This window comes from Chitinophaga jiangningensis, from assembly GCF_900142605.1.
Taxonomy (GTDB): Bacteria; Bacteroidota; Bacteroidia; order Chitinophagales; family Chitinophagaceae; genus Chitinophaga; species Chitinophaga jiangningensis.
This window is the reverse complement of record NZ_FRBL01000005.1, coordinates 80,571-92,863: the sequence shown is the minus strand read 5'-3', so window position 1 is coordinate 92,863 and position 12,293 is coordinate 80,571. Positions and strand designations below refer to the sequence as shown.

The following is a 12,293-nucleotide window of genomic DNA, read 5'->3' as shown; positions in this document are numbered from 1 at the left end:
AACTGAGTATGCATGGTAGATACTTTAACCTACATCCATTCACTTCTTCTGGCTATCAATAAAATCGACCAGGCATTCAAGGCACATTTTCAAACAAACAATGTGCTCCGTGCAGTTAGAGACAAAGTAATTCCTAAACAGGGGGTGTTTCAAATCAATGGTAAACGAGGAAGTTACCATTTCCATGGTATAGGCTGCAAGGTAACCATGGGAAACCTTATCGTTAACTATGACTATACACCACCCGGCGTTTGTGGAGGTTTTAGTCTGTATGATCTTCACCAATATATTCAGGGCAGGCAAGGGAAATGTGACTTGGCGCTTTTGGAAAATGAGTTAAAACAAATGGTGATACAAGGATTACTCGTTTATCCGGAAGCAGCGCCCAATCGCACCTTATACTTTGAAACTGCATTTTGGAAATCAATTATATAAGGCCATTGAATGAAGCTATTAAAACACCTGATCTACTGCGGCTTTTTGCTCTCCCTCGCGTTTTTCCTCACTGCAATGTATTCCGTCAGTTTTTTGGATGGCACTATCTATGATTACTTCGGCCATGCACTCGTAGCCGTTGGAGTTTGCTATATCCTGATAAGTTTGTGGCATTGGTACAAAAAGATGCCATATATGTTCATTACCTTCCACACCGGATTGGCATTGCTTTTATCAGGACTATATATCTCCGTTTATTACTACGGCTATTCCACCATGCTGGCTGAAAATCCGGATTATATTTGGCCCAAGCCACACTTGTTTATATTCAGATAGTTAAGTACGTTACTTTACTCTCCCACTAAATTGGTATTTCCAAAGAAACGTGCGCGCCTTAAATTTGCACAGTCTTATAATTTATTCTTATACATATGAAGAGATGTTTAGCCCTCCTGAGCCTGGTGCTTTCAGGATATTTGAGTTTTGCGCAAACTACCATTACCTGGGGCTTGGAAGATACCAGAACAGAGTTTAAAGATGATGCAAGTGAAAAAGGAAGTATGTCCGGTTTTTTCCAGTCGCATACACCAGTAAATTATCCTGTTAATAACACGGTTACACCTTTTGGCGATTGGTGGCATTTGCTGGATGTGCGTCACACAAATAAAAATTACAATCTGGCCATGCAATTTGCCAGCAAATTTGCAGATCAAAAATTATACTTCCGAAATATTGGTGATGTGGCCTCTCAATCATGGTCCAAAATTCTCATGTCAACCAATGGACGAGTGGGTGTGCACACCGATAATCCGCGGGCATTATTTGATGTAGGTCTATCCACCACCGAGCAAAATCCTAATATACTCACCACTGTCCTCGGCCGCCTTTATGAAGGAGATAATGTTGGAGATGGAACCTTTGTCGGAGTTCGAGCTGTATCATCGCAAAACCTGCTTGGTCCTTCCTTTAGCCTTGAGCACAGGTTTTACAATAACCTGAACAGTGCCATTAATTTTTGTCGCGGTTACGGTGATTTTGATGGATTTCTCACCTTTTCTACTTCAAATAATACCGAAAGATTGAGAATTGATGCCTTTGGCAATGTTTTAATCGGCACTACCAAACCCCGTTCATTACTTACCGTTGCAGGAACTATAACTGCCCAGAAAATTAAAGTTACCGCTACTGAATGGGCGGATTTCGTATTCGAAGATTCCTACACCCTTCCATCGCTATATGAACTTGAAAACTATATCAGAGCAAATAAACATCTCCCCGAAATACCTACCGCTAAGCAGGTAGAACAGGATGGTGTGGACCTGGCTGACATGAATAAGAAACTACTGCAGAAAGTAGAAGAACTCACGCTGTATGTTATTGAGCTGAAAAAGCAGGTGGACGCACTGGAGGCTACAAAGGAGAATAAGAAATAATTGATACTCTCATATCAGGACAGCAAAAAGCAGGCTAACCTATTTTACCATTCAATAAATAATAAACATGAGAGTAGCTTATGCTATCTGTTTTACTGTCCTATTCTGGACAAGTTGTAGTTTTAATACCCGTGGCACGAAGGCGCTCAATCCCGGCGAATTACTACTGGATAGTATTTTGGGCCAAAAATTGGAAATAGTAAAACGAAATGCATTTCTCCATACAAAATACCGTTTGACAGATACTGTTTTAGAGGATGAAGGTGTGGAATGGAAAGCATTGGCAGTACATGACAAAGTTAATAACGCATTGCTGGCATTGCTGGAGGCAAACTGGCAGGATTCAATGCATATTTCCAGGATTACAATTGTTGATAGTAGTATTTCAATTGGTGCCTTTTATGTTGGTGCGACTTTTAAAGATATCAAAGCCATTGTAGACACAAGTAAATTGAATAATTCGCCGGATGGAGAACTATCATTTACATGTGTAAATGATAGCCGCATCCACTTCCTGATGGAGCTGCCGGATTCATCTCCTTTAGCTATGGGTGTTGGTAGTTTGGCAGAGATTCCGGATGAGTTGTTAGTTAATGGTATTGTATTGCAGGAGTAGGACGAATCGTAACACGTTTGATCTAAACTGATTTCTAGTTCTGGTTTCGCTCACTTAATTAACCATGAATTAATTATGTTCGAATCTCAAAAAAACCAGAGATGATAATTTAAGGAAAGGTAAAATTCTGGCAATAGTAGTAATTGTTTTTATTGGCTATTTACTTATCAGAAGCTTGATATGGGAACAAGACCTTATAAAACATAGACGTTTCACTGTTTGCAGAGTTACCAGGTATGACTATGTAATTAGGCGATCTGAATTATTGCTGTATTATGACTATCAAGTTAACGGTATAAAGTATTCAGGACGTTACAGCACTTATAGACTTAAATGGGATTCATTAGGTGTAGTGATCGGGCATAAGTTTCCTATGGTTTATTCCGCTAAAAATCCCTTTCATAGCCAAATGTTGTTATTTCCTGAGGATTTTAATAAGTTGGCATGCGATTTTCCTGATTACATGAAACCGTATTTACGTTTAAGAAAATAAGCAACTTATAATTGATATACCTATGAACATCACCGTAAAACCTTACTCCGAAATCTGGCCGGAATCTTTTGCGATAAGCGGCCTGTTTGTATTATTAATATTTGCATTTTCAACATCCTTCTTAATTGTTTTATTTTTCGTAGTTATCGGATGGCTGTATTGGCGGTTAAACAAAAAACGAATTTATAAACTGGCTACTATTGATAATGAGCTCCAGGTTTATTTTACAAACCCTTTCAAAATGGAAACCATAGCCAGTTATCCTTTAAATACACTTGACTATAAGCTGGAAGAAAAAAAAGTACAACGCGGCTATGAAAAAGATAAAGTACTAACGCTTTACAGCGACGGTCGTAAAGCTGCCACCATGATAAGCCGTATGGATGGCTGGACTAAAGAGGATATTCTCGAAATTGCCAAAGGATTGAATGAAGCAGGGGTAAGCGGGAAAGTTAAATAAACAGGTCCTACAAAATACACATTATAAACGTATAATTATTCTCGTGTGGTTGGCAGGTGCTCCACCACCGGAAGGCTGGCCTCACCTCCCGTATTAAAGTTATCAATTTTTACAGAGAGACATAAACCCCTCCCTGCTTTAAAGTACAGGCCCGGCACCACCTGCACTGCTGCCGGGCACACCATTTAAACCCGCTACCATACGCATTAGCGTCCCCCTACATCTCCCTGAAATACCTCCCCGGTATTACCAAATTGTTAACTCACCCTCCCCCACTCATCCTTCCTCTTCCGGCAAACGTACTCTCTATGTATGCACATCAACCGAGCCATATTAGAAAAGTACTTCCAGGGCGACTGCTCCGAACAAGAGCGCCTGCTCGTGGAAGCCTACCTGGAGCAAACAGCAACTCCTGAATTGGATGCCCTGCTCACAGATACCTGGCACGTTGCAAACAAACCCGAAAAGAAAGTACACCGCCTCTGGTGGACAGCCGCTGCCGCCGCTGTAGTAGCCGGCCTGATAGTACTGGCCGGGCAGAATGTACAACATAAGTCAGCTATTGCCGCCACGCTGGATACGATCTATAACAACACCAATCGCATGCAGGTCTACAACCTGTCCGACGGATCACAGGTATGGCTAAACGCACATAGCCGGCTGGGTTACTCGTCCGACTACAACATCCACGGCCGCGACCTTTGGCTGGAAGGCGAAGCCCTGTTTAAAGTAGTCAGCAACGCCAAACAGCCTTTTAATGTACATACCCGCTTCCTGACCACCCGTGTACTGGGCACCACCTTTCATATATCCACCGTAAGCCGCGCCGATAGCAGCATCCAGATCAGCCTGCTCGAAGGAAAGATCGCAGTTTCCGGCACCAACGGCTATACGAAAGTGCTGATGCCAGGCGAAATGCTCACCAGCAAAGGAGAACAGGACCCACCTACCACCGGATTTGACGCGAAAGAAATACTCGACTGGAAGGAGAACAGAATCGTATTTAACAGAACCACGTTAGCTGATGTGCTTATCCGGCTACAACAGCGCGAAGGATGCAAAATAACCCTGACAGATAATAAACTGGCAGCCAAAAGAATATCAGGCGATTTCAGCGCGAACACCCCTATCGGTGAAATTCTCGCAACCCTGGCCTATGTGCATGAACTGAAGTGTATCCGTGCGAAAGATGGCACCTACCTGATATCGTCGAAAAAATAGCATCATCATCAATTATTAATAGCTAAGAAGTATGCAAAATTCTTTACACAGATTTTGTACAGGCGCCGCTATGCCTGTAAAAATGCTGTCGCTGTGTATGCTCACCTGCACAGTAGGGACTGCTCAGGCACAGTCGTACAAAGCGCTGCACGACAAAGTATCCCTTCAGTTCAACCATGCGAATGCCGGAGAAATTGTGAAATCTCTCCAGCAACAAACCCCCTATACCTTCGTATATGACCCTGAATATTTGCAGCAATGCCAGATCAGCGCGGTCAAGTTTGCAGGAACACCACTCAATACCGTACTGGAATACCTGGACTATAACAGCCCGGTAGACATCGAAATGACCGGTGCCAGCACCATCGCTATTAAAAGAGGCCGCGCGGAACGCCCAGCCAACCGCGCACAAGGCCGCCTAACCGGGAAAGTACTCGATACTAAAAATGAACCTATTCCCGGTGTAACCGTTGCCGTTAACACCGGCGCAGGCACGGTTACTAATATCGATGGTACCTTCGACCTGCCACTGGAAGCCGGTACCTACGACATCACCTTCTCCTTTATATCTTACGATTCCCACAAAATAACCGGCGTAGAGGTGACTCCCAAAAGCGCCACCCCCATTAATGTAGTCCTCAAAACCAGCAACGCCACCCTGAAAGGCGTTACGGTAACGGGCACGTATAAACGCGCTTCCGTGGAAGGCCTGTACGCCATCAAAAAGAACAGTGCCGGCATGATCGACGGTATCAGCGCCGAACAAATTGGCCGTACCCCTGATAAAAACGTAGGCGAAGTGCTGAAACGCGTAACCGGCTTATCCACCATCGACAACCGATTCGTAGTTGTGCGCGGCCTCAGCGAACGCTACAACCAGGCCATACTCAACGGCCAGGTAATGCCCAGCACCGAAATGAACCGTAAAAATTTCAATTACGAAATCATCCCTTCCAACGTAATCGAAAATGTTACCGTCGTTAAAACCCTCACACCCGATCGCAGCGCGGAGTTTGGCGGTGGACTCGTGGAGGTAAACACCCTGGACATCCCTACGGAAACCTTCTTCAACATCAACGTGGGCGCCAGCTATAACGACAAAACTACCGGCAAAACATTTGTAACACTGCCACTGGAAGGAAAGGAATACATGGCCCGCATCTCTGATCATAGGGCGTGGATGGGAAAAACAGACTGGAACTCAAAAAAAGAACTGGCAGATGCCGCCGCCACCTGGGATAAAAGCAAACCCTATTTTCAAAATAACTGGAAGCTGACCAGCATGAATGCACCGGTATCCCCCAACTTCCAGATTGCCGGTGGAAAGGTATTCAACAGTCACTTTGGTATGGTGGCCTCAGTTGGCTATCGCAATACCCTGGCTACGCAGGAAATCGTGTATGCAAGAGATGGATTCTCCAACTACGAAGCAGGCGGTGTAGATGCGGATGGTTATGCCAAAGGATACCGCTATGGCTTTACTACCAATATCAACGGTGTGGTGGGTATAGGGTACCGCAATGCAAAAAATAAAGTGAGCTACCAAACGCTGTATATGCAATCGCTGGATCAGCAGCTGATCCTGATACGTGGCAATCACGATGATTCCGGCCCTAATACTACCGGCGTGCGTGACCTGGCAGTACAAAACAAATTATTCCAGCACCAGCTGAAAGGTGAACACGCCCTCGGTAACCGCGGCATAAAAGTAAAATGGAATGCCAGCTACATGACGCTGGATAAAATCCGCCCGGATAACCGCGTAGTCACAGGTGCTGCTGTATATGATTCTACTACACCTATCAACCAGGTAAGTCTCCTCGGCGCTTCCGGTGTAAGTTCTGATGGTACGCTTCGTTGGTGGAGCCGCGTGAAAGAAAAAAACTTTTCCTGGGACCTTGCAGTATCAGCACCCTTCAAACTGGGTCCTTCACAAAACCTTGCCAGGATTGGATATGCCGGCTGGAACAAAGACCGTAGCTTTTATGTGGTGAACTCCGGTAGCATCAGAAAAGCACCGGTAGAACTGCCTCAGCCACTGTCTCACTTTTTTGACGATTCAACCGTTGCCATAAATATGGCTTATGACGGTGATGAGTTTGCCGCCAATGTATCGCTTAATGCATTGTACGCCATGCTGGACAACCAGTTTGGTAAGTTCCGCCTGGTATGGGGCGTGCGCGCTGAAAACCTGCCGCTCAACGATGTGAACCAGCTGTTGAAGGTAAACCTGGCTACACTAACCCAAAACGAGCCGGACGCTGATGTGAGTGAATTGATGAACAGGGAATCCGACTGGCACATCTTCCCATCGGCCAACCTGATTTACAGCATCACACCGGCCATGAACTTCCGGCTGGCCTACGCAGAAAGCATTATCCGGCCGGACATCCGCGAGCTCTCTTACTTCCGGGAGTACGACTGGGAACTGGGTGGGGAATATTTATCCTTAAATGCCATCCGATCCAGCAGGATAAAGAATTTCGACTTCCGCTATGAATGGTATCCTGCTCCTGGCGACATCATTTCCGGATCGCTGTTCATGAAAAAAATCGCCTATCCAATGGAAATCGTGAAGATGGGTACCAACAGGATCTATAACCTGAAGAACAACAAATCAGCGGATAACTACGGCCTGGAGCTGGAGGTACGCAAGTCGTTTGCCTTTACACGGGTGCCGGTGCTCAAAAATTTTTCCATCTACGGAAACTTTACTTACCTCGATTCCTGGGTGCGTAATATGGAAGAATCCATTGAGCGCTATGCCGATAACCTGAAGAAGTATCACGTGGTGGAAAAAGAAGCCCAATGGCTGGATCACCGCCCCCAGTCCGGCGCCAGCACTTACATGCTCAACGCAGGTTTGTACTATGATATGCCGGTGTTCTCCGTTAGTATGAATTACAATTACATTTCCAACAAACTGTTCAGAGCGTCAGATGATGCAAGAGCGCTGTATGAACAACCACTGAATGGATTAGATGGGCAGATAGCCATCCGTTTGCTGAGGAATAAGGCGGAAATCAGGCTGGGTGTTGCAAATATCCTGAACGCCTACAGTGTCATCTACCAGAATATATATGAACAAAGTGCTACTGATCCTGGCTTTAAACCCACTAACACGGATCAGCAGTACCAGGATGGAAAGGACTTTATTGACTTAAAAGTGAAGCCAGGCCGTACTTACAACGCTTCCATCCTTTACCGGTTTTAAAATGACTCAAGATATTTTACGCGTAAAACAGAAACCCTGATCAGGTACTTCATTTAAAATTACCCGAAACGAAAACTCTCAAAAAAAAATCCATGAACAAGAAACCCTTATTAGTAGCTGCTTTGTCAGTAATGACTGTTGCTGGTGCAATCCTGGCTACGTCCTGTAAAAAAGAAAACCAGGCTAATCGCCCTGTACTGGCTGGTACACCAGGTACCTGCCCCGACAGTACTATCAGTGGTGTCATTACTTCTGATATCTACCTGCAGTCATGCCGCATCTACACGCTGAGCGGACTGGTATACGTTACCAATGGTGCAAAAATTACCATCGAAAAAGGTACCCGTATCCTTGGCGCTGTAGGCGATCACCAGGTAGGTGGTACTCCGGGAGGTGGTCTGGTTATTACCCGTGGTTCTAAAATTATTGCAGAAGGTACTGCTGCTGAGCCTATCGTATTCACTTCCGCTTCAGCCACTCCACAGTCAGGTGACTGGGCTGGTGTGGTGATCCTGGGTAAGGCTAAAACAAACTGGCAGACTTCCAAAATTGTGGAAGGTATCAGCGATCCAAGTGCAACTTATGCCACTGCCGGTGATACTATCAATACCGATAACTCCGGTATCCTGAAATATGTGCGTATTGAGTATCCTGGTTATCAGCTGTCCGCTAACAACGAAATCAACGGTCTTACACTCGCCGGCGTTGGTAACGGTACTGTACTGGATTACATTGAAGTATACAAATCAAACGACGACTCTTTCGAGTTCTTCGGTGGTTGTGTAAACGCTTCTCACCTGATTTCCGTAGATGCGCTGGATGACATGTTCGATACCGACAATGGTTACACTGGTGCTATTACTTATGCTTTAGGTCTTGCTGATGGCAACCGCGCCGACTTCAGCCAGGCTAACGGTTTCGAGAGTGATAACGATGCGGATGGTTCTAACAACACTCCTGTTACCCGTCCTAAATACAACTATGTAACCATCGTAGGTGTAGAAGATAAAACCAAAGCTTCCACTCAAAACCAGGCACCAAGCGGAACCGGTATTTATGGCCGTGCTGCGCACCTGAGAAGAAATACTGAGTTCGAAATCACTAACTCTGTATTTATCGGTTACAGATGGGGTACTTCTCTGGATAACCAGAAAGGAAGTCCGCTGAATACAGTGACCAAATACCAGGCGGGTGTGGATGTATTCTGCAACAACTACGCTGAAGGTTTCAACATTCCATTTGCTTACGAAACTAATTTCAGTGGTTTCAACGCGCTGGCTATGACGGTGGGTTGCACCAGCAATCAGGGCTTCCTGGTAGCTTCCGGCAACGAATCAAGCCTGCTGGAATCTCCATTTGATCGTTCTTTTGTGTACAATTTCTACCTGGGTGCATTCTCTCCTGCTGCTGATGCAGGTGCATTTGCAACCAACTCTACCTGGGCTAACACCTGGAGCAGATTCTAATTCTTAGCTATCAATACCTCAGGAGCCGGCGGTTAGCCGGCTCCATTCTTTAAAAAATCAAATACTATGTTTTTAAGGCCATTAGCGATTTTTGCTGTTTTATTTTTACTTATTACTGGTTGCCGTAAAGGAAATGATCCCGAAGAACTTTACTTTGGAAAAATCGCGTTTAATGCAGTGCAACTGCCTGGTACACCGAAAATGGATGTGAAGTATGATGGTAGATTCCTGGATTCCCTGGTTGATATCTCCGGGAAAGCCTCCGTGTTCCAGGCTGGTAAAACCGGTAAGCTCAGTTTTTATAAAGCAGGTACCGACTCGCTGATAGTTGATACCCTTGTTACTATCCTTCCAAATACAACACAGTCCTTCAGTGTAATGGCCAGTACCACTTTAGGGATGGCCGGTTTCCTGACACCATCTCCCGTTATACAGGATACGCTTTCCATTACTTTGTTTTTAAACCTGAGTCCATATTACAAGTACGATGTGGTAGACCTTCAACTGTCCTATCTAAAAAAGCCGGGAAATATTATTACCGATATCGCATTGTTAAAAAATGTGAAGAATAAATCATTTTATCCGCAACTGCTTAAGTTAGGACAAAGAGACCCTAATACAGGCGCGCTCTCCGTTAACTATGTACTTACCTTAAAAGATCCGGCTACTGGTAATGTGATACCCGGACCTAAAACACCTTATTATTTCCTGATGTCAAACTTGTCTTCTTCAGGGAATTTTATATTTAATGTAAACGATAAGGCTGGTGCAATGAATACACAAATTATACGTCTTTAACATTGTTGAATTACTGTGTGCAATTCGCATTCCCTGGAATCAGCCGCTTCTGTTTGGAAGCGGCTCTATTTATTTTATACGGGGTATAATTATTTCATGCAATACAGGCGTAGTCTCATATAACACAGGTACGCGGGGCCGGTTAAGTGCTTCTCTTGCGCTGCCACTGATCAACGCCAGCGCTTTCGCTATGAGTACATCATTGCTGGTGCCAAGCGCCGGTAATGGTTGTACGGACATTTCATCTACTGCATATTGAGGAGTAATACCACTGGTGTACCCGCCCTGACCATTTGCATTACCCAACCGGTAGATAATAGGCTGCATCACCCATGGTATGCGCTTCGGCGTCCGCTGATCCCGGATTATGATAGCACCCTTATCCTTACCATAAGTAGTAGCGCCAATCTGAATCACATTCGTATAGGGCTTCAGGTTATTCACTACCAGCTCCGCTGCTGAAATAGTTTGATGGCCAGTGAGTACGTATACCCGCTTCAGTCGCAGCCTGGCAGCCACCAGGCTGCTAAAGCTGATGGCGCTGCCACTCTCAGGTACCGCCAGCGTTTCGCCAAACGACATTTTATAACTCCCCAGGTTGTTGTTACCGGTCAGTTGAATAAATGCGCTGCTTTCAGTAACTCCATCCGCAATCAGGCTGGTCATCAAGGCGGCGGCTGCAATGCTCCCGCCGGTATTATAGCGCAAATCCAGTATCAGTTCAGTTACACCACTGCCTATAAAGTTTTTGAAGATGTTAATCAAATCCAGGTTGTATTTATCCGCAAATGCATTGTAGTAAAGGTATCCCACTTTTTTACCCGCTACACTGAACTGCTGCACATTTACAGGGGATTCAGCCGGATAGGCGAAACTTAATTCCACTGGTTGCCCTTCTGTGAATACGCCATCAGACAGCGTGGCCGGTGTAAAGCTGCCTCTTTTATCTCCCAAAACCTGCGCAAATAGCTCAGCTGCATTATCAGGTGTCAGGGAGATGTTATTTACGCGGGTGATATAACTGCCACGGCTAAACTTAGATTGCGCCAGGGTAGCCCCACTGGCTACCAGCTTTACCACCCCGACAGGCTTAGTAGTACCCGGTAACTGTACCACACTGATATCCAGACCGTAATTACGGTACAGGGAAGTGGCAACGGTAGTAGCGTCATCCGGGTTATATATATACGAAAACGGATCAGCGATATTAAGTAAGCCGTAAAAATATTTTTGTGCAGTCAGCGATGTATCCGCCGTTGCCGGCAACCCCTGGTTCCATAAATAGAAGTAGCGCATACTATCCAGCATCCAGCTATTTATCTCTGCCTGTGTTACAGGCCCGGTAGGTACGGCGGGTGCAACAGGAGTATCTTTCCGGCAGGCAGCTGCCATGAGCAACACACCTGCAGTAAGCAATAAGTTTTTGGGTCGCATCATTATTTGGTATTATCAATATCGAAGTGGGATTGCAATTGCTGACGCAGCGTTTGCAGGGCGCTGCCCAGGTGGCTTTTAACTGTAGCCACTGAAATCGATAATTTATCGGCTATCTCCTTGTTGTTATAGCCATGGTAGCGGCTCAGTTCATATACGTTCCGGCGCTGCTCTGGCATAGCGCCCACTACTTTGTATACCTGCAGGTCAAACTCTTTACGCATCATATACCGATCGCCGCCTTCTTCTGATTGTGGCTGCGATTTCTCTTCCGTGGCGGCTTTGCTGATCATTTCCTTTTCCCGGTAATATTTCCGGGCTTCGTCTATCACCAGGTTTTTGATGTATACAAACAGGAGCGGGAAAATATCCTGTCCTTCCTTCACTTTATCCATGTTTTCCCACAGGCGGATAAAGCACTGCTGGGTGAGCTCCTGCGCACGGGAATCATCGCCGGTAAGCTTGCGTGCAAACCGGTATATTTTATCTTTGTTGGCGGCAAAGAGTTGTTCAAATTTGATCTTAACAGGGCTATCAGACATAATTGCGTTTGGCTGATATAAACTTACTATTTCAATGTTATAACAATGTTAAGGAATGCCCTGCCAGCATAGCTTTACAGATAAATGCCCCGCCGCATAAGGGAGGCAGTGTACGTTAATTAATTTTTATGATTTTCATATGGTGCCTTCGGGCTTACCAGCGCAACCTGAAATATGTATC

Annotated in this window: 11 protein-coding genes; 9 read left to right on the top strand and 2 right to left on the bottom strand. The window is 45.3% G+C overall.

Annotated features, from left to right (window positions below):
* Positions 1–12 precede the first annotated feature (12 nt).
* The 9 genes from BUB18_RS13320 (at position 13) to BUB18_RS13280 (ending at position 10,136) form a co-directional block, all read left to right on the top strand.
* A complete protein-coding gene (locus BUB18_RS13320; RefSeq protein ID WP_073081615.1) occupies positions 13–435 on the top strand; it encodes a DUF6896 domain-containing protein in 423 nt (140 codons plus the stop codon).
* Between the two features lie 9 nt (positions 436–444).
* The gene (locus tag BUB18_RS13315; RefSeq protein WP_073081612.1) at positions 445–771 is read left to right on the top strand and encodes a hypothetical protein; all 327 of its coding nucleotides are present in this window, start codon (positions 445–447) and stop codon (positions 769–771) included.
* Positions 772–866: 95 nt separating this feature from the next.
* The gene (locus tag BUB18_RS13310) at positions 867–1,868 is read left to right on the top strand and encodes a hypothetical protein (RefSeq protein WP_073081610.1); all 1,002 of its coding nucleotides are present in this window, start codon (positions 867–869) and stop codon (positions 1,866–1,868) included.
* Positions 1,869–1,935: 67 nt separating this feature from the next.
* Positions 1,936–2,484: a hypothetical protein gene (locus BUB18_RS13305; protein WP_073081607.1), complete on the top strand. Its 549-nt coding sequence runs from the start codon at positions 1,936–1,938 to the stop codon at positions 2,482–2,484.
* A gap of 734 nt (positions 2,485–3,218) precedes the next feature.
* Entirely contained in the window at positions 3,219–3,437 is a 219-nt protein-coding gene (locus BUB18_RS29370) for a hypothetical protein (RefSeq protein ID WP_143159941.1), read from the top strand.
* Between the two features lie 312 nt (positions 3,438–3,749).
* Positions 3,750–4,658 (top strand): FecR family protein, encoded by a 909-nt coding sequence (locus tag BUB18_RS13295; RefSeq protein ID WP_073081601.1) that lies wholly within the window; start codon positions 3,750–3,752, stop codon positions 4,656–4,658.
* Between the two features lie 31 nt (positions 4,659–4,689).
* Positions 4,690–7,872, top strand: a complete 3,183-nt coding sequence (locus tag BUB18_RS13290; protein ID WP_073081598.1) for a TonB-dependent receptor — start codon at positions 4,690–4,692, stop codon at positions 7,870–7,872.
* A gap of 92 nt (positions 7,873–7,964) precedes the next feature.
* Entirely contained in the window at positions 7,965–9,338 is a 1,374-nt protein-coding gene (locus BUB18_RS13285) for a hypothetical protein (RefSeq protein WP_073081595.1), read from the top strand.
* 66 nt (positions 9,339–9,404) lie between these two features.
* Positions 9,405–10,136, top strand: coding sequence for a hypothetical protein (locus tag BUB18_RS13280; protein ID WP_073081593.1), 732 nt, complete (start codon positions 9,405–9,407; stop codon positions 10,134–10,136).
* A gap of 69 nt (positions 10,137–10,205) precedes the next feature.
* Here BUB18_RS13280 and BUB18_RS13275 read toward each other — a convergent pair whose 3' ends face one another.
* Together BUB18_RS13275 and BUB18_RS13270 are read right to left on the bottom strand one after the other, a co-directional pair.
* Complete coding sequence (locus BUB18_RS13275) at positions 10,206–11,573, bottom strand: S41 family peptidase (protein WP_073081590.1); 1,368 nt, start codon at positions 11,571–11,573, stop codon at positions 10,206–10,208.
* Entirely contained in the window at positions 11,573–12,112 is a 540-nt protein-coding gene (locus BUB18_RS13270) for an RNA polymerase sigma factor (protein ID WP_073081587.1), read from the bottom strand. Before BUB18_RS13270 ends, BUB18_RS13275 begins: the two co-directional genes overlap by 1 nt.
* Positions 12,113–12,293 lie beyond the last annotated feature (181 nt).

What these genes read in the sequence shown, in the direction of transcription:
- BUB18_RS13320 (WP_073081615.1), top strand. Translation starts at nt 13, where the DNA reads ATGGTAGATACTTTAACCTACATCCATTCACTTCTTCTGGCTATCAAT.
- BUB18_RS13315 (WP_073081612.1), top strand. Translation starts at nt 445, where the DNA reads ATGAAGCTATTAAAACACCTGATCTACTGCGGCTTTTTGCTCTCCCTC.
- BUB18_RS13310 (WP_073081610.1), top strand. Translation starts at nt 867, where the DNA reads ATGAAGAGATGTTTAGCCCTCCTGAGCCTGGTGCTTTCAGGATATTTG.
- BUB18_RS13305 (WP_073081607.1), top strand. Translation starts at nt 1,936, where the DNA reads ATGAGAGTAGCTTATGCTATCTGTTTTACTGTCCTATTCTGGACAAGT.
- BUB18_RS29370 (WP_143159941.1), top strand. Translation starts at nt 3,219, where the DNA reads ATGGAAACCATAGCCAGTTATCCTTTAAATACACTTGACTATAAGCTG.
- BUB18_RS13295 (WP_073081601.1), top strand. Translation starts at nt 3,750, where the DNA reads ATGCACATCAACCGAGCCATATTAGAAAAGTACTTCCAGGGCGACTGC.
- BUB18_RS13290 (WP_073081598.1), top strand. Translation starts at nt 4,690, where the DNA reads ATGCAAAATTCTTTACACAGATTTTGTACAGGCGCCGCTATGCCTGTA.
- BUB18_RS13285 (WP_073081595.1), top strand. Translation starts at nt 7,965, where the DNA reads ATGAACAAGAAACCCTTATTAGTAGCTGCTTTGTCAGTAATGACTGTT.
- BUB18_RS13280 (WP_073081593.1), top strand. Translation starts at nt 9,405, where the DNA reads ATGTTTTTAAGGCCATTAGCGATTTTTGCTGTTTTATTTTTACTTATT.
- BUB18_RS13275 (WP_073081590.1), bottom strand. Translation starts at nt 11,573, where the DNA reads ATGATGCGACCCAAAAACTTATTGCTTACTGCAGGTGTGTTGCTCATG.
- BUB18_RS13270 (WP_073081587.1), bottom strand. Translation starts at nt 12,112, where the DNA reads ATGTCTGATAGCCCTGTTAAGATCAAATTTGAACAACTCTTTGCCGCC.